The organism is Reichenbachiella ulvae (assembly GCF_025833875.1).
Taxonomy (GTDB): domain Bacteria; phylum Bacteroidota; class Bacteroidia; order Cytophagales; family Cyclobacteriaceae; genus Reichenbachiella; species Reichenbachiella ulvae.
In genome coordinates this window covers 166,789-184,776 of record NZ_JAOYOD010000001.1, presented here as the reverse complement: position 1 = coordinate 184,776, position 17,988 = coordinate 166,789, and the positions used below count along the sequence as shown (strand labels likewise).

13 protein-coding genes are annotated in these 17,988 nt (G+C 43.1%); 6 read left to right on the top strand and 7 right to left on the bottom strand.

Annotation, left to right across the window (positions count from 1 at the left end):
* Position 1 precedes the first annotated feature (1 nt).
* The 3 genes from N7U62_RS00585 to N7U62_RS00575 all read right to left on the bottom strand — a co-directional run bounded on the left by N7U62_RS00585 (position 2) and on the right by N7U62_RS00575 (position 5,592).
* Positions 2 to 2,497: a heavy metal translocating P-type ATPase gene (locus tag N7U62_RS00585; RefSeq protein ID WP_264135929.1), complete on the bottom strand. Its 2,496-nt coding sequence runs from the start codon at positions 2,495 to 2,497 to the stop codon at positions 2 to 4.
* A 68-nt stretch (positions 2,498 to 2,565) separates the two neighbouring features.
* On the bottom strand, positions 2,566 to 3,135 hold the full coding sequence (locus N7U62_RS00580) for a helix-turn-helix domain-containing protein (RefSeq protein ID WP_264135928.1): 570 nt from the start codon (positions 3,133 to 3,135) through the stop codon (positions 2,566 to 2,568).
* 51 nt (positions 3,136 to 3,186) lie between these two features.
* Positions 3,187 to 5,592 (bottom strand): TonB-dependent receptor plug domain-containing protein, encoded by a 2,406-nt coding sequence (locus N7U62_RS00575; protein WP_264135927.1) that lies wholly within the window; start codon positions 5,590 to 5,592, stop codon positions 3,187 to 3,189.
* Between the two features lie 210 nt (positions 5,593 to 5,802).
* Here N7U62_RS00575 and N7U62_RS00570 point away from each other — a divergent pair, with 210 nt between their 5' ends.
* The 6 genes from N7U62_RS00570 to N7U62_RS00545 all read left to right on the top strand — a co-directional run bounded on the left by N7U62_RS00570 (position 5,803) and on the right by N7U62_RS00545 (position 14,037).
* A complete protein-coding gene (locus N7U62_RS00570) occupies positions 5,803 to 7,296 on the top strand; it encodes a carboxypeptidase-like regulatory domain-containing protein (RefSeq protein ID WP_264135926.1) in 1,494 nt (497 codons plus the stop codon).
* Positions 7,297 to 7,410: 114 nt separating this feature from the next.
* A complete protein-coding gene (locus N7U62_RS00565) occupies positions 7,411 to 7,812 on the top strand; it encodes a RipA family octameric membrane protein (protein WP_264135925.1) in 402 nt (133 codons plus the stop codon).
* Between the two features lie 153 nt (positions 7,813 to 7,965).
* Entirely contained in the window at positions 7,966 to 10,593 is a 2,628-nt protein-coding gene (locus N7U62_RS00560) for a PQQ-dependent sugar dehydrogenase (RefSeq protein ID WP_264135924.1), read from the top strand.
* Positions 10,577 to 11,458, top strand: coding sequence for a sugar phosphate isomerase/epimerase family protein (locus tag N7U62_RS00555; protein WP_264135923.1), 882 nt, complete (start codon positions 10,577 to 10,579; stop codon positions 11,456 to 11,458). Before N7U62_RS00560 ends, N7U62_RS00555 begins: the two co-directional genes overlap by 17 nt.
* Before the next feature lie 10 nt (positions 11,459 to 11,468).
* Positions 11,469 to 13,673, top strand: a complete 2,205-nt coding sequence (locus N7U62_RS00550; protein ID WP_264135922.1) for a TonB-dependent receptor — start codon at positions 11,469 to 11,471, stop codon at positions 13,671 to 13,673.
* Between the two features lie 4 nt (positions 13,674 to 13,677).
* Entirely contained in the window at positions 13,678 to 14,037 is a 360-nt protein-coding gene (locus N7U62_RS00545) for a transmembrane 220 family protein (protein ID WP_264135921.1), read from the top strand.
* A 15-nt stretch (positions 14,038 to 14,052) separates the two neighbouring features.
* Here N7U62_RS00545 and N7U62_RS00540 read toward each other — a convergent pair whose 3' ends face one another.
* From N7U62_RS00540 to mce, 4 genes are all read right to left on the bottom strand, one after another.
* Entirely contained in the window at positions 14,053 to 15,849 is a 1,797-nt protein-coding gene (locus tag N7U62_RS00540) for an ATP-binding protein (protein ID WP_264135920.1), read from the bottom strand.
* Positions 15,850 to 15,970: 121 nt separating this feature from the next.
* Positions 15,971 to 16,399 (bottom strand): hypothetical protein, encoded by a 429-nt coding sequence (locus tag N7U62_RS00535; RefSeq protein ID WP_264135919.1) that lies wholly within the window; start codon positions 16,397 to 16,399, stop codon positions 15,971 to 15,973.
* Positions 16,400 to 16,488: 89 nt separating this feature from the next.
* The gene (gene thiL, locus N7U62_RS00530; RefSeq protein ID WP_264135918.1) at positions 16,489 to 17,523 is read right to left on the bottom strand and encodes a thiamine-phosphate kinase; all 1,035 of its coding nucleotides are present in this window, start codon (positions 17,521 to 17,523) and stop codon (positions 16,489 to 16,491) included.
* Positions 17,524 to 17,928: a methylmalonyl-CoA epimerase gene (mce, locus tag N7U62_RS00525; RefSeq protein ID WP_264140398.1), complete on the bottom strand. Its 405-nt coding sequence runs from the start codon at positions 17,926 to 17,928 to the stop codon at positions 17,524 to 17,526.
* Positions 17,929 to 17,988: the final 60 nt, after the last annotated feature.

The window sequence follows — 17,988 nt, the reverse complement described above, 5'->3', positions numbered from 1 at the left end:
ATCAGATGTTCTTGGCTTTCAGTCTCAAGGCATTGCTGATCACGGACACCGAACTAAAACTCATAGCTGCCGCAGCGATCATCGGAGACAGCAGCAATCCAAACACCGGATACAATATCCCCGCAGCGATCGGTACACCCAGTGCATTGTAGCCCAGAGCAAAGAAAAGATTCTGACGAATGTTTTTCATCACTGCATGGCTGAGCTTACGCGCTTTCAGTATTCCTTTGATATCGCCTTTGACCAGTGTGATTGATGCACTTTCGATCGCTACATCTGTACCAGTGCCCATAGCGATCCCGATATCGGCCAGCGCCAGTGCAGGTGCATCATTGATCCCATCTCCAGCCATGGCTACTTTTCTACCTTCGGCTTGCAGCTCCTTCACCTTGTCCTGTTTATCAGATGGGGAGCACTCAGCTATATAATCATCCAATTTCAACTCTTTCGCCACAGCTTTAGCAGTGTGCGGATTGTCACCTGTCATCATGATGATCTTCAAACCTGCCTCATGCAGCTCCTGAATCGCAGCGGCACTGTTGCTCTTGATCGCATCGGATATCACCACAAAACCAGACAGCAATCCGTCTACAGCTAACATAGGTACAGTATTACCCTTGGACTGTTCGTCTTCCGCAGCTTTGAGTAGCCTTTCAGGACAATCAACCGACTCTTCATCCATTAGCTTTCGATTTCCAATCAATAGCTTTTTACCATCCAGCATAGCACTGACCCCCATACCTGTATGGGATTCAAAATCCTCGACAGATAGCAAATCAACTCCCTGTTCATTGGCATAGCGCACCGTAGCTTCTGCCAGTGGATGTTCACTTTGCTGGTTCACAGATGCTATTAATTGCAACACATCATCCTCCGAATGATTCGATCCGCTGACCACCTGTTGCACAGAAGGCTTCCCTTCTGTGAGAGTACCCGTTTTATCAATTAAAAGGGTATCAATAGAATTGAAGCCTTCGAGCGCCTCCGCATTCTTGATCAAAACACCTAGCTCTGCTCCTTTGCCGACCCCCACCATCACAGACATGGGTGTCGCAAGACCCAAGGCACAAGGACATGCAATGATCAATACCGCAATGGCATTGACAAAGGCATAAACCAATTTAGGATCTGGTCCAAAAAAGTACCATAAAACGAAAGTCAATACAGACACAGCCACTACAGTTGGTACAAAATAAGCGGATATTCTATCTGCCAGTTTCTGAATCGGTGCCCGGCTCCTGCTGGCCTGATTGACCATATCGATGATTTGAGACAGCAAGGTGTCACTTCCTACCTTTTCAGCCTTCATCACGAAGCTCTCCTTACCATTGATGGTACCGGCGCTTACTGATTCCCCACTTTTCTTGTCTACAGGTATAGGTTCACCGGTAATCATTGATTCATCGATGGTGGATTTCCCTTCAGTGATCTGCCCATCTACCGGAACCTTTTCTCCCGGTTTCACACGTAGCTGGTCCCCTTTTTTGATTTGATCTATGGCTATGACCATCTCCTTTCCATCTCGAATGACGGTGGCCTGATTGGGTGCCAACTTCAGCAGCTCTTTTACCGCCGCATTGGTTTTGCCATGAGCACGTGCTTCTAGCACCTGGCCTAGCATCACGAGTGTCAGGATCACAGTAGCGGCCTCAAAATACATGTGTACCGCTCCCGATTCAGTTTTGAACTGTGCCGGAAAGACATCGGGGATCAACAATCCCACGACACTGAAAATCCAAGCCACCCCAGCTCCAATACCAATCAGGGTGAACATGTTGAGATTCCAGGTAATGATGGACTTGTAGGCCCGCTCGAAAAACATCCAACAGGTATAAAACACCACTGGCAATGACAGGGCAAACTGGATCCAATTCCACGTCTGCACAGAGAGCTGAGAAAGCACCGGTGCATTCGGAATCATCCCTCCCATAGCAATGATAAATATCGGTAAGGTGAAACCCACCGACCACCAAAATTTCTTCAGTAACCTTTTGTAGGTCTTGTTTTCCTGTGATTCGTCGGCTTCTTTAGGTACCAGATCCATCCCACATTTAGGACAGGACCCTGGGCCATCCTCCTCTACCTCCGGATGCATCGGACAGGTATATTTTTGTGCAGAGGTATTGCTACTGGCCTCCTCGACCAGGTCCATGCCGCACACCGGACAGTCTCCTGGCTGATCATAAGTCTTCTCCCCTTCGCAATGCATCGGACAATAGTACTTTCCAGAGCCATTCTGCTCAGGTTTCTTCTTCTTTATTTCTGGAAGTGGAGCCAAATTTGGTTCTGGCTTCTCTTCATGGATCTCATAGATCGATCCTGCAAGCGCATTTTGCAGTTGCTCAAAATTAATTTCTTCTTTTAAGTCGAGATGAGCGACTTTTTCTTTTAGGTCTACTTCGGCATGTGATACGCCCGGCACCTCGGCCAGTGCAGATTCTACATGGGATTGGCATCCCATACATGTCATTCCGGTGATGTGGTATTGCTTTGTCATAATACAAAATTGGGTACTTCCCTGATGAATGAAGTTACAGAATTATGGATACGATTTATAAGATTTTGCTAGATAGCGTCAATAGAGCGGCGCTGAGGATTCTTCAGTGACTTGAATTCACTGGGGGTCATTCCTGTTTCTTTTTTGAACTGAGCACTGAGGTGTGCTGCACTGCTATAGTTCATCTGATAGGCGATTTCAGACAATGTCAACTGCTGATAAAAAAGCAATTCTTTGACACGCTCTATTTTTTGCTTCAAGATATATTTCTCAATAGTGATCCCCTCTACAGCAGAAAACAGTCGACTCAAAGAACTGTATTCATGCTTCAGTTCTTGTGAGATCAAAGTAGAAAAATTTACCTTCAGTGCTTCGGATTGATGATGCACCTGCTCTATCACCAATGCTTTGATCTGGGCAATCGTTTGGGCTTTTTCATCCATCAGCAATTCAAAACCCAATTGGCTCAGGCGATCAGAGAGAACGGCACGTCGTTCGGCATCCAGAGGCTCTCGCAAAGCTACTGAGCCTAACTCCACTTTATCAGAATGGATTTGAAGCTCTTCCAATAGTTCTACCACAGAAGCAATGCATCTGGGGCAAACCATATTCTTGACATGTAGCGTTTGGGATGTCATAAGTATCAAGACGAATTTAAGCGCCAGAGGTTAATTTCTACCCTCCAATTATCAAAAAGTAGCCATTACAGAAAGAATGAAGTTCCTTCCGGCTCCTGATATCCCCGAACTGTAGGGACGATACCTTTGGTCGGTTAGGTTCTCTACTCCGGCATTCAGTGTCAGCAGCTCATTCATGGCGTACATCGCCTTTAGATTCAAAGTGTACCACGAGGGAGCATAAGTATTACCGGCTGCATCTAGTGCATAGATCTCCGTCTTCCCTTGTTCACTCACAGACAAATCAGCGTGTGTGACCTCTCCTTGATACTGCGCATTCAACTCCAGATTCAGTTTGCTGAGCTCGTAAGTCAATCGGCTGACGCCAAAAACCGGCGCTGCATGACGCGAAGGGCTCTTCGTGCCATCATCCATTTCTTCTTTACCCACCTGATAGTTGAGGTGAGAAGCAAAACCAAAGCCCACTGGTAGCTTCACATCCAAACCCGCCTGCAGTCCATAAACATGTGCTTTTGCTGCATTCTGAATCGCCTGCACCTGGCTAAGTACGCCATCATACATGAGGCTATCCTGCCCCTCTAAAACATAGTCCCTTCGGACCATCGCATGATTTAATATAGTGTAGTACCCAGTCAGATCCACTTTCACCCGATCATTAAAAACCTTAGCTACACCTAGATCGACATTGTAAGCATATTCGGCTTGAAGATCCGGATTAGGCACTACCACGGCTCCAGGCTCAGAATCAAAGACCTTACCCATATCATCTACATTAGGCGCTCGAAAAGCTGTACCCCAGTTGCTCTTGATCACCCAGGAGGCGGAGGGTCGATACACCAGACCAACATTTCCTGTCAGAGCTGCATCCTTTATTTCTGCCTCATCAAATGGGAAAGGATAAAAGGTGCTATTATCCGAAAAGTCTGCATCTAGAAGGAACACATTGTAGCGTAGACCTCCCTGCACAGTCAACTGATCGGTCATGCGATACTCCTCCTGAGCATAAGCCGCAATAGAACTCCACTGCGCATCAGGGTACCTGGATGGACCTGCAGTCTTACTCCCCGTTACAATGTCCCTTTGTTGCCCTTCAGAATTCACGTCATTCAGTACATACTCTAAACCATAAAACAAAGTATGTTTAGCTCCCAAAGCTTTGCTAAAATCCCAATTCGCAGAGTAGGCATCTACCCATTCCGAATTGGTTGTTTGATTGGTAGCATTGAAGGACCGATCGATTCTACTTTCTTCAAAGTTTTGCAAGGCCAATCTCAGGGTCATTTCATCATACAATCCCTTCGAGGCATGGTGATTGACTTCCAGGTGGTTCATCCGCCATTTTTGAGGACCATAATCCCACTGCCCATATCGTGGCAGGCCATTTCTCATGCGATTGTGGCGATCATATCTACCATACGAGGAAGTCTCGGAGTAGTGAAAGGCATACTGCATCGTCCAGTTGTCATTGGGAGCAAAACGCAACTTCTGCATGGTATTGAACTGAGAATAGGCCGATGGCATTTGCAGCAGTGGATCACTCTGCTCTACTACGACATCCTGTCCATTGCTTCTTTGCACATGGTAGGGTTTCACATAGTCTCTGGGACCCTGGCTACCCTGTCTCAGATGATCAAAGTCCCAATAGCTGAAACTGCCCACAAAGGCCCATTTCTTCCATCCCAGGTTCAGATCAAAGTGCCCGGTTTTCTCCTGATTAGCTGAAGCAAACCTGGAAAAAGCCTTGCCACTGATCATCGTATGGTCACCTATCGCAAATTGTGGCGTCAAAGTCTGAAAACTCATCACCCCACCGATGGCATCACTGCCATAACTGACCGATCCCTGCCCAAATAATATCTCGGTATTTTCTATCGCCAGAGGATCCTGATTGATCACATTCTGTATGTTACCACTTCTAAAAATGGCGTTATTCATTCGGATGCCATCTACAGTATACAGCAGTCGGTTGGTAGCAAAGCCACGTATCATGGGACTGCCTCCTCCTTGTTGACTTTTTTGGACAAAGACCTTGCCCGATATACCTAGTAGATCCGCAGCAGTTTGTGGATTTTGGAGGGCTACTTCCTTACTGGAAACAATACTGATTTTTGAAGGAAGATTGGAAGAGTTTTGATACCATCGAGTGGCAGACACCACCACTTCGTCCAGATTGAGATTGGTTGGCTCTAGATACAAAATAGAATCGGCTCCTATCAGTCTGGCAAAGCTCAGGACAAGGGTTTTGTAGCCTAGTGATCGTATTTCGATTGCTTCCGAACCCTCAAAAGGTTCGATCTCAACCTGACCATATGGGTTCGAAATCGCAGAGAACTTTTCGCTCGTCAATAGCACCCCTTCGATTCCTCTTTGCGTTTCCTGGTTCTTAATAGTAAGCCTTTGTGCAGAAGCCTGCCAAATCCCCAAACACAATGCAGCCAATAGCCAATATCTATTCATTAATTTCTCTCTCGATTGCCATTCGTTCTTTCTAGCAAAATTCTTGCCTTAGTCGATTTATCGATCCTAAACTTAACTTCTAGGCTGGAAGTTCCTTACAATTAAACAATGCTTCATTAAATAATCCAATATAGACTACCAACCAGAACAGCTTTTACACGTACATAGACATAGTTTTCAACACATTCTTCAATCCTTGGCCTATATCAAATGAGACTTTTATTTAGCTTCATTCCTCTTCTTTTCACTCTTCACCTCCAAGCCAACAGCCCGATCTCAGGGGTTGTCAAAGATGCAGAAACCAAAGAGGCACTTCCTTTTACTAATATCATCATCGAGGGACGACACAGAGGTAGTATCAGCAACAGCGAAGGGGTATTCGTATTGGATGAACAAGGAATAACAGCCGACGATTATGTTCTCTTCAGCTACATGGGTTACAAATCTCAAAAAATCAAGGTCTCCGAATTGCGATCCAGGCATGAGATATATCTGGAGCCAATAGCCATGAACCTGAAAGAAGTAGAAGTATATTCTAAATCTCAGAGTGCCGAAGACATCATCAAACAAGTGCGTAAAAATCTGGATGACAACTATCCAGAACCAGCCTACAAACAAAAACTATTCACCCACCGATACGAGCGGGTTCCATTTTCAGAAGATAATCGAATCACCATTAAGCGATCCAATTTTGACGGAATGGATCAGGACACTTTCGATGAAATGTACCGTGTGATGCCCAAGGAATTTACTGAATACCAGGATGCAGTAATGGGTCACTACTACTATGACGATGAACACAAACTAGATCCTATCGAAGGTGTATCTCTGGAAGAAGGAGCCATGAAGGAGATAGAAAAAGAAATAGAAGATCTACTAGGCGACTTTATGAAGGACATCGAAAGCACCAAAGAGGATGAAGATGTCTATTATAAATTCCGTACGGGTCTGCTCAGTTTCAAGGCTGACAATGAACCAAGCGACATGGACTCTACCTGGAAAGAGAACATGAATGACAGCCTGAACTACATCATCCCTACGCATCTGGTAGCTAGCGGCATCAAGTTCCTTTTCAATGATTATTCACGAATAGATGGTAAAAACTGGGAGTTCATAGAAGACCCAGGCAAGTTCGATTACGAGATAGAAAATGTGATCTACTACAACGAAGAAGTGGTTTACGTCATCTCATTCCAACCTAAGAGCAGAGGGTTGTTTCAGGGTAAGGTTTACGTATCTACATCGGACTACGGCATCCTTCAGGCAGATTTTGAATATGCGCCGGGCAAGGACAGCGAAAACATAGACCTACTGGGGGTGGCACATTCGATGAAGCACAAAAAAGCACGAGTGATCTTTGAAAAAGGAGATGAAGGGTATTTGTTGAAATACCTCAATGTGAAGCAAAAAGAATATGCCTCGATTGATAGGAAATTTTCGGTCATGAAAAAGCAAAAGCGATTCCTAATCGACAAAGAACTAAAAGAAATCAAAATGGATGCACATCTGATATTCAACATCAACAGCCAGTGGGAAATCTTAGTGCTGGACAGAGAGAAAATCAGTGAGGACCGTTTCGAAGCATTCAAACAACCCAAATCCATGAAGTTCAGAAAGGAATACAGCTATTCTCCCAATATCTGGAACAATAGAACAGTCCTGGTACCTACCTCCGAACTCCAAAAGTACACACGTACCGAATAAAGGAGCCTCTGAAGATAAGGGCAACAAGATTATGCTTTCAGTTTTGGGATAGTTAGTGCAGTCTGATTATATTCAATTGTGACCATTCGGGAAATGGACAAATTCAAATAGACTATGAAATCAGACGAACTCAGCAGGGCATGGACGCACAGGCAAATCTTAGAACTGAACTTTAACAACAGGCTCAATTTCTTCCTGTTATTTCAATCCATCCTGCTAGCTGCTACTGTCAATGGAATCGGACAGCACTACGACGAGGCACTGCTGATGGCTATCTGCATATTCGGAGCTGCACTAACGGTAATTTGGTGGCTGATTCAGAGCCGCGAGCACCACATGCTAGACAAAGTCAAAAACTATCTGCGAGAAAATGACATAAGCTATCGAGAAAGACGAAAATTGTATGAGAATTTCTTCATCAAATTTTCAGTCAACAAGCTTCTGAGTCGAGTCATTCCCCCTATGCTAAGCTCCATTTGGATCGCCTTATTTGTTTTCATCTTCATTCAAGGATAATAAGTCCTATTTGCATTCTCGCAAAACTAGACAAAGCTCCCAAAGCACATGGGGGAACAGATCAAAAGGGGCCTTCGTCAGAACAAAGTCTCTTCATTATTCACAATTAAATTGCTATCTGATTATGTTTGATTAGAAGTAAGTGAAAGACGAATGAAAAGCAATATTGCCCTAATTGCCATAGGAATTGTATTCCTTTTTGGCGCTTGCCAGAAAACTGGCTATGACGAAAATTCTATTCCTGACGAGCATCGCTTTACTCAGGAAGTGTTCTTAAAAAACCTAAATGAACCTGTAGAGTTAGAAGTTCTACCCAATGGCCAAATTCTCTACGTAGAAAGAAAAGGGGGAATCAAACTATATGACCCTGCAAGCATGTCCATGATCCTCACGGATAGCATACCCGTTTATTATGGTTTTGAAGATGGGCTCATGGGGATGGCTCTGGACCCAGATTTTATCAACAATCGCTGGCTTTACCTCTACTACTCCCCTCCTGGCGAAGAAGCCAAACAACATCTCTCTCGATTTACTTTTGATCAAAATGGAATCAGGGATGAAAAAGTCATGCTAGTGGTACCCACTCAACGAGATGAATGCTGTCATACCGGAGGGTCCATCGAGTTTGGTTCAGACGGGTTACTCTATCTATCTACGGGAGATGATACTAACCCATTCAAATCGAACGGTTATGCCCCCATTGATGACAATAAAGAAGGCAAAGCTTTTGACGCCAGACGTACTGCATCTAACACAAACGATCTACGAGGTAAAATTCTCAGGATCAAACCAGAAGCAGATGGTAGCTATACTATTCCAGATGGGAACCTATTCGTAGATGACGACCCAAAAACGAGACCCGAAATCTATGTGATGGGATGTAGAAACCCCTATCGTATCACCGTAGATCAAAAAAGAGGTTGGTTATTTTGGGGAGACGTGGGACCAGATGCAGGTGACAATGACTCCATCAGAGGGCCAAGAGGTCATGACGAAATGAATGTAGCGATGACTCCAGGCTACTATGGCTGGCCCATGTACATCGCTGATAATAAACCCTACGCCAAATGGGACTTTGCCAATGCATCAAGTGGCGGCTTTTACGATCCCGAAAATGCCGTAAATGAATCTAAATACAATACTGGAATCAAAAACCTCCCAAAACCAAGACCTGCGATGATCTTCTATCCTTATTCAGCCAGCAAGGAATTTCCTATGCTGACTTTAGGAGGACGAACAGCTATGACTGGCCCTGTCTTTTATCAAGAAAAAGGTATGGATTCAGAGATTGGATTCCCTAGCTATTTCGAACAAAGGCTTTTCATCTATGACTGGATGAGAAACTGGATATTCACGATTGAAGTCGATTCGACAGGTTCTCCTTCAGATTTCGTCCCATTCATGCCAAGTGTAGACTTCAACAACATCATCGACATGGATTTTGGTCCTGATGGCACGCTTTACATGATCGAATATGGTACTGCCTGGTTCAGGCAAAACGAAGATGCCAAACTGAGCAGAATCAAATTCAACAGAGGCAACCGTACCCCTGTGATGAATGTAAATATCTCACAGTCCATAGGCAGCAGTCCTTTGGAAGTTACCCTGGATGCTTCAAGCTCTATAGATCATGATGGAGACGCATTAGAATTTGTCTGGAAATTGGGAGACAAAGAAATTGAAGGCCCAGTATTCAATCATACATTTGAGGCCAACGGCGTGTATTACCCAAGATTGAGTTTGCGAGACGAGGCAGGCAACTGGCTCATGGAGTCATTCAAAATTGAAGTTGGAAATGATGCACCTGAGATTTCAATCGCACTGGAAGGAAATCAAAGTTTGTACTGGCCTGGAAGGGAAATCAACTATCAGGTTAATGTTTCAGACAAACAAGATGGAAGTTTGGGCAATGGAATAGCGCGCGAAGAGGTGAATTTTGATATCCAGTACATGGACGGTCTCGATCAGTCTCAGATACTCGGACATCAGCTTCCAGTGAGTTCCGGTGAATTACTGATCAGTGAATCTGACTGCATGTCTTGCCACAAAGTAAATGACAAATCGGTTGGCCCGTCTTTTGTTCAAGTAGCCGATCGCTATCAAGGTGATGCAAATGCCATGAACTACCTCACATCCAAAATCATCAAAGGGGGGAGTGGTGCCTGGGGAGATCACTCAATGTCTGCACACCCGGATTTTACACAAGAAGAAGTGGTCAGTATGATTGAGTATATCTTCACCCTGAATCAGGAAAAAGAAGCCTTAAAACCACTTCAGGGAAGCTATATTGCTAAAGAGGATGAGTATAAAAAAGAATTGGTCTTCAGCGCACAATATGCGGACAAAGGAGGCATGGGTTTGTCATCCATCTCGAGATTAACCACTCTTCAGCTCAAGCCCAACCAATTTATGGCTGGAATGGCGGATAGTCTAACAAATGCCCCGGCCAACAGACGAAATGTCCTGAATAGAGTTTACAATCAGGCCATTATGCAATACCCTGAATTTGATCTGACAGATATAGCTGCCATTGCCTTCAACATGAACTCAGCTGTGGACAATGAGATCAAGATCAGCATCCATATTGATAGTGAAGATGGTGAAAAAATTGGTCAGCTTATAGTTAACCAATCAGATTCTGATTGGACTGAAAGGACGATTCCGATCAAAAAAACCAGCGGTAAGCACAAGACCTTTGTAAGGATTGAATCTGACCTTGATGATAAAGTATTATTAAAAATCCGAACTATAAAATTCATTCCAAATGAACTTCAAGACTAATTTACTTCTAGGGCTTAGCATTGGGGCCTTGGCCTTTTGCAGTCCAAAAAAACAAACAGAAGAAAAACCGGAAACGACAATTGCCGATCCAAAAAAGGAAAGCACCCCAATCGGACTACAGTTGTATACGGTAAGAGATGCCATGGCCGCTAACCCAGACTCTACCTTAGAATTGGTAGCCAAGCTGGGATACAAACAGCTTGAATTAGCTGGTTATGCAGACGGTAAATTTTATGGAATGGCGCCCGAACAATTCAAATCCACAGCAGAAGGTTATGGCCTCTCCCCCATCAGTGCGCACATTAGTATCGATGCATTGGCAGAGAACCCTGAGTTGGCGATATCGGCCTCCAAAGCGGCCGGTTTGGAATATGTCGTTCTGCCGTGGCTGAGCCCTGATCAAAGAAACTCAGTGGCCCAGTACGAATCCCACATAGCGCTGATGAATAAGGTAGGGCCTATGTGCAGTGAAGCTGGACTTAAATTCGCTTATCACAACCATGCCTTTGAGTTCGACACCCTGGATGGACAAGTACCGATGGAAATGATCATCAATCAAACCAATCCAGAACATGTGGCAATAGAGCTAGACCTATATTGGGTGAGCAAAGCTGGTTTGGATCCGGTGGCTTTTTTCAATAAATATCCCGGTAGATTTAATCTATGGCACGTCAAAGACATGGATGATACACCGGAGCAGAATTTTACCGAAGTAGGTAGTGGAACGATTGATTATAAAAGTATCTTCGAAAATGCGGAAGTGTCAGATATGCAATATTTCTTTGTGGAACAAGACCGATCTGACAACCCAATGAAAAGTATTGAGATTTCGTATCAATACGTAGATGAATTATTGAATCAATAAGAAAAGCTGAATGAAAGTACTGGGAGCAGTCCTCTGCTTACTCCTAAGTGTCACGAGTCTGGCACAAAACATCGAAGGAATAGTAACCGACCATCAAAGCGGCGAACCATTGATTGGTGCCGCGGTTGGTCTAAAAAATGGTGAGTTAGGTGTAATCACTGACGCAAAGGGCTTCTTCCAGTTCAACGACCTGGTCCCTGGTCTCTATGAGCTAAAGGTGAGTTACCTTGGCTATCAAATCTTCATTCAAAAGGCTATCTGGGTCGAAAATGGCGAAACCCAGTACCTGGATATCAAAATGATCCCAAGTGCACATGCCCTTGACGAAGTAGTTGTGAGTTCCAACTCTTACGACCTTCATGATCCGGTTTCGAAAGTCTCTATCACTGAAGAAAAAATCAATCGCTATGCTGCGACCTATTATGATCCAGCACGCCTAATTCTGAGTAGTCCGGATGTGGCAGTAAGCAATGACCAAAACAATCAAATTTCCGTTCGCGGACTGTCTCCTGCTCTCAACGTTTGGCGTCTTGAAGGCGTAGAGATTGTCAACCCCAACCACCTATCCAATGCCGGGACTTTCAACGATCAACCTGCTGCTACCGGTGGTGGTGTCAACATACTCAGTGCCCAAATGTTGGATCAGTCCGAATTCCACATTGGTGCTATGGACAATACGAATAACAATGCTGTTGCAGGACTATTCGATATGGACTTTAGAAATGGAGCCGCAGATCGCCGCTATACTGCGCAAGCCTCCTTAATTGGTCTGGATTTTAGTGCTGAAGGCCCATTTAAAGAAGGAGGAAAAGCGAGCTACCTGGCCAACTACCGATATTCCTTTACGGGACTCTTAGGTTTGATGGGAGTCGATTTTGGTGGTGAGGTCATTGGGTTTCAGGACTTGAGTTTCAATGTTCACATTCCGCTGAAAGAGAATAGTAGCATAAACATTTTTGCCCTTGGAGGCCTTAGTTCTAATGATTTTGAGGCAAAAGACCCCAACGACTATGAAATAGAAAAAGACAAATCGGACATCCACTACAAGGGAAAAATGGGAGGGTTAGGTACTCGATATTCCACCTTGCTTAATAGAAAAACTCAGTTTCAGTTTACCAGTTTATTTTCTTCCAGCTCTCAGGAAAGAAATCAAACTACTTATCTAGACCTACTCACAGTGGAGAGCTTTCTGAATACGGCACAAGAAGAATCAATTTGGTCCAACAAAGCGGAATTTGCTCGACACATATTGAATAGCAATTGGAATATTGGCAGCTATTACAATCACTATAGACATAGCTATACCTCAGCAGGCACAGAAACTGAAAACTTCCAAAATGATCAAATGCTTTTGAGTCCATTTATCAATTGGGAAAAGAAGCTCTCACAAAACTTCAGCACCACACTTGGCTTGACCTATTATGTTCTCAACAGTAAAGAAAATTGGATTCAGGCCCTGGACTATAGAGGCAGTATCAGTTATCATAAGAATAAAACAACGATCAACTTAAGTGCTGGTAAATACAGTCAAATGATAAAACCAGGCAATTTATTTATTCAACAGTCGCTACCAATTGCCCTCAACTACTTTGAACCTGGATTTCATGAAAGTTATCGTTTTCTTTTAAGTCTGGAGCGAAAATTTCGTTGGGCAGATCTGCAAGTAGAGGGTTTTCACTATCTGTTTCCGAATGTACAAATTGTTAGTCGATTGACCTGGGATGGCACTCCTTACCAGGTATACCTTGATCAGGAATCAAAAGCCCAAACTACAGGATTAAGTATACGTCTGCAGAAAATGACTCCTTTATTCTATTTTGACTTGGGAGCCAGTGTCTTCAATTCAACCTATGCAGACGACATGGACAATCCCTATAACATTGATCATTCTATAAGCGCCTCTCTAGGGAAAAAATGGTTCTTCGGAGGTAATGAGGGTGAAAAGAAAGTATTGTCTATCAACCTGAAACAATTGTATCAGGGAGGAACCTATCAAGCTGGATATCAGAGACTATCCCCTTATCAAAGAACAGATTTTCGGGTGAAATGGTCAAAGAACAAAAATGGAATTATCAGGAGTTGGTCCCTCGACATCCAAAACCTGCTTAATACACAAAATGAGGGCTGGCGCTACTTCGACACTGTGACAGGCCAGATGGAAGTTCAGTATCAAATGGGCCTCCTTCCGATTTTGACATATAGACTTGAATTTTAGAAGAATGAAAACGAAAATTTTTAGCGGCATTTATGCGTTGATCTTTGCCGCCTTCACATACCTACAGCTCAACGATCCAGACCCTGTAATTTGGGTGGCTATTTATGGTGCGGTTGCATTTGCCTCACTTCTTAGAGTAGTGGAGGTTTATCATCAAATCGTATTTCTCACTCTTACGATAGTATTAGCGGGCTACTCGCTCTTATATATCCCTGGATTTTTCGAATATCTGATGCAGCCTAATAAGAATGAAATAGTGGGGGAAATGGTATATAAAAAACCCTATATCGAAGAAACTCGAGAATTCATTGGTCTGCTGATGGCTTCTGCAGCCAACTTCCATCAATTCAAAATGAAAGGTTAAGGCAACAATATGGACTTACAAAGGCAGGCTGACAAAAAAAGTACTGCCTTTGCCTGATTCTGATTCTAACCAAACTTGACCTCCAAGATCACTCACGTATTTCTTCACGATAGATAAGCCAAGACCTGTAGAGCTCTCTCCCGCGGTAGGTTTGGCACTCAGTTTTTTGAAGCGACCAAAAACATCCTTCATATCCTCTTCAGTAAAACCAGGGCCTTCATCTTTGATAGAAAAAAGGACTGTACGTTCTTCCTCCTCTGCCTTTATCACTATGGTCGATTTGGAAGGCGAAAATTTTATGGCATTGGAAAGCAAATTCTCAAGGACAAGAAACAGTAGCAAATGATCTGTTTGCATGATGGCATCAACACTGGGGTAATGAATGTCCAAATGGATCATTTTTTTAGAGGCAGCTTGCCTGTAGCGATTCACCACATCCACTATAATATGACGAACACCCACCTTCTCACGTAGGACAGCACTCTTGTTTTGCTCCAATGCATTTACGTCCAAAATCTTGGTAATCATCTGACTCATCGTCCGTGCAGAATCATCAATGATGCCCATAAACTTACGATCTTCCTCAGAAAGCTCATTTCCCTCTAGCATACTTGAGACACTGATAATGTGATTCAAGGGAGCACGTAGATCGTGAGCCAAAATGCTAACCAATTGGTTTTTATCCTCATTCAAGGCCAACAGCTGAGCATTTCTATTCATCAATTGCTCATTCTTTTGTTGGATATTTTCTTGCTGAGCTTCAATCTGCTTCTTTTGATTTCCCATCATCCGAGTCTTGCGAATGTTGTTAAAAAACAAAACCCCTATAACCATCAAAAACAATAAGGCGATCGCAATGCCCAGGATCAATATTCGCTTATATCCTTTTTCCTTTTCCAGCTGTAGATTGGCATTTTGAACCAGAGCCAGTTGCATCTCTTTCTCCTTGGTCAAAATCAGCGTTCCAAGCTGGTCATAGCCATACAAATAATCAATAAACTCATACAGCTCTGATCCGATGTATTTGGAAGCAATGGCCGCCACCTTTTCCTGAACCGCAGAATCTGCCAAAAACTCTGCAAATGGCTCATCCCAATCGGAATCCTTAGGTAACAAATAAGCATAACCCTGCCCCTTGACGGTGAAGAAATTCTGTCTGGACAATTTTCCTCCTCTCTTCACATCCATCATATAAATGGGAAGGTCTATAAATCCAAACAACCCCTCTTCCGAGGAAATCTCTTTCAATAGATTCTCATCACTTCCTATGTATCGAATATCAAAATCTACCGACAATCGATCCTGAAGATCTATCAATAAAGTCTCATAACTAGTCCCTTTAATGGTAACCGCTTCCATGGTATTGAGCATCTTGTATATCTCGTCATAGCCATGAACAATTGGAGAGCCTTCGCTGGACACTAGTACCGTAACATCCATTAGATAAGATGAACTAAATTTATAAAGCTCCTTTCGCTCGTCGGTGATCGAAAAGGCAGAAACCCCTAAATGATTGGCAGATGGGCTATTTTTTATTTCGGCCAGTATCCCTGCAAAATTTTCGGCTTTGATCCAGTTCAATTCAAGATCAATTCCCTTTCTGTTTAAAAGAAACTGTTGGAACTCCAGTAGGACCTCATATTCGAGTCCCTGCATCTCTCCATTGGTATCTTGCCAAATAAAAGGCACAGAAGTATCCCAATAAAGTTCAAGCTCCCCTTTCTTTTTCAATTGGGTATCCTCCCAGGAATTAGGAAATGCAAAAAAGGGCAAGGTCATGCCCAGAAACACAAACAACGAAAATCTCTTCATATCAATTAGATCCGATTCAAACAGCCTTTCGACTATCTGTATCAATTAATCTTTCAATACCACTTTCGCTGGTTGTGGTGAAAATATGGATAAATATAACAACTGTGAACTTAGATGAACTCTATTTGTCCTTCAACCAGTTGAATGCGTTGGAAAAAGATTGAAAATAAGTAACGTTCGAAATCCTCTTCTGCTTGATATCTTTTTGAATATCATCGACAGAGAATTTGGCAAAAATATCGTCGGGGAATACAGCAGCAGCAAATTTGACTCCTGAACTGATCATATCCAGAGTGAAATCACCTGAAATATATCTTTGAGAATGATCGTCCAGAACTTCAATCTCACGGGCATCGTAGAGGACCTTTTCGGCCCCCTCAAAAGTAACTGCGTCCAAAATCCTGGCTCCTACCGCCTTGATCTCTTCATAAGTACAAAAGCCTGTCCATTTACTCATAAGTATATGATCCTCTGGACTCCAGAAGACTTTAACATAAGGTTTGTCCAAATAGACGCGGGCATTATTAGTCAAGAGAGGTACTGCTTCCATAGATTGATTAATTAATTCTCTTGATCAAAATTAATTTTAATCTTTGAAAAAAAACACCGTATAAATGCATAAAAGCATAGGCGATTTTCTTAAAAATGCTTCCAACCCTGGGCTTCAAGCGGAACGGTATTACCACCTTTAGTCACCATTTTAAGGCCATTTTCTTGCTTATCCATGTATCCAATAGCCGATACATCTGGTAAATTCTTGATTTTCTCAAAATCAGATTGACTGATCGTGAAGAGCAATTCATAATCTTCCCCACCATTCAGTGCACAGGTTGCAGGATCCAATTTGAACTCAACGGCCGTATTGTATGTCATCTGATCTATAGGCAATTTATCTTCATATATCGTCACTCCCAGTTGCGACTGAGTAGCGATATGAAAGAGCTCACTGGCCAATCCATCAGACACATCGATCATAGCTGTCGGTATCACTCCTAATTCTTCTAGTTCGAAAATCAGGTCCATTCTGGCTGTGGGTTTCAGCTGTCTTTTGACGATGTACTCATATTCGGTCAAATCAGGCTGCATATCTGGATTGGTCTTGAACACTTCTTTCTCACGTTCTAGTACTTGCAGTCCCATCAATGCACCGCCCAAGTCTCCTGTCACACAGATGATATCCTTCTCCTCTGCATTTTTTCTATAGACTACCTTATCCTTGGGGGACTCTCCTATTACGGAAACCGATATAATCAAACCTGTCGGAGAAGATGTGGTATCTCCACCTACCAAATCAACAGCAAAGTCTTCACAGGCAAATCTTACACCTTCATAAAAGGCCTCTACCGCCTCGACAGAAAACCTGTTGCTCAAACCAAGGCTCACAGTAATCTGCTGCGGTTTACCATTCATGGCAGCAATATCGGAGACATTGACAGCCACAGACTTATAACCCAAATGCTGTAAGGGCATATAAGAAAGGTCAAAATGCACTCCTTCGACCAACATATCTGTTGAGAGCAATTTCACTTTGTCGCCGCTTTCTATCACAGCAGCATCGTCCCCTATCCCAATCAGGGTAGACGAGTTTTTGTTTTCAAATTTCTTGCTGATTTGATTAATCAACCCAAATTCACCTAACTCACCTATCTCAGTTCTTTTGTTCTCTTCTGACATTTACTCTTTGATTTCTTGACACAATTCTACCAACACACCATTGCTACTTTTGGGATGAAGGAAACAAATCCTTTTATTGTCCGCACCTAATTTGGGCTGATCCATGACAAACTCAAATCCCTCAGACTTCAATCGAGCGATTTCCAGTTCGATATCTTCAACCTCAAAAGCCAAATGATGTATCCCCTCTCCTTTCTTTTCAATGAATTTAGCTATCGCACTATCCTCTCTTTTGGCCTCTAGCAGCTCTACCTTGGTCTCCCCAAGTTGGAAAAAAGATGTTTCTACTGCTTCCGAACTTACTTCTTCGCTTTTGTATGGGGCTCTACCAAATAAACTTTCAAAAAGTTGATTTGATTTTTTGAGACTTTTGACAGCAATACCGATATGCTCTAATTTCATGATCAGGAGATAGAATCTTATTTAAAATAATTCTATTTAAATGCTTACTTTTGCAAAGAGAAT

Excerpts from the sequence above, each read along its gene's own strand:
- N7U62_RS00585 (WP_264135929.1), bottom strand. The coding sequence starts at position 2,497 with ATGACAAAGCAATACCACATCACCGGAATGACATGTATGGGATGCCAA.
- N7U62_RS00580 (WP_264135928.1), bottom strand. The coding sequence starts at position 3,135 with ATGACATCCCAAACGCTACATGTCAAGAATATGGTTTGCCCCAGATGC.
- N7U62_RS00575 (WP_264135927.1), bottom strand. The coding sequence starts at position 5,592 with ATGAATAGATATTGGCTATTGGCTGCATTGTGTTTGGGGATTTGGCAG.
- N7U62_RS00570 (WP_264135926.1), top strand. The coding sequence starts at position 5,803 with ATGAGACTTTTATTTAGCTTCATTCCTCTTCTTTTCACTCTTCACCTC.
- N7U62_RS00565 (WP_264135925.1), top strand. The coding sequence starts at position 7,411 with ATGAAATCAGACGAACTCAGCAGGGCATGGACGCACAGGCAAATCTTA.
- N7U62_RS00560 (WP_264135924.1), top strand. The coding sequence starts at position 7,966 with ATGAAAAGCAATATTGCCCTAATTGCCATAGGAATTGTATTCCTTTTT.
- N7U62_RS00555 (WP_264135923.1), top strand. The coding sequence starts at position 10,577 with ATGAACTTCAAGACTAATTTACTTCTAGGGCTTAGCATTGGGGCCTTG.
- N7U62_RS00550 (WP_264135922.1), top strand. The coding sequence starts at position 11,469 with ATGAAAGTACTGGGAGCAGTCCTCTGCTTACTCCTAAGTGTCACGAGT.
- N7U62_RS00545 (WP_264135921.1), top strand. The coding sequence starts at position 13,678 with ATGAAAACGAAAATTTTTAGCGGCATTTATGCGTTGATCTTTGCCGCC.
- N7U62_RS00540 (WP_264135920.1), bottom strand. The coding sequence starts at position 15,849 with ATGAAGAGATTTTCGTTGTTTGTGTTTCTGGGCATGACCTTGCCCTTT.
- N7U62_RS00535 (WP_264135919.1), bottom strand. The coding sequence starts at position 16,399 with ATGGAAGCAGTACCTCTCTTGACTAATAATGCCCGCGTCTATTTGGAC.
- thiL (WP_264135918.1), bottom strand. The coding sequence starts at position 17,523 with ATGTCAGAAGAGAACAAAAGAACTGAGATAGGTGAGTTAGGTGAATTT.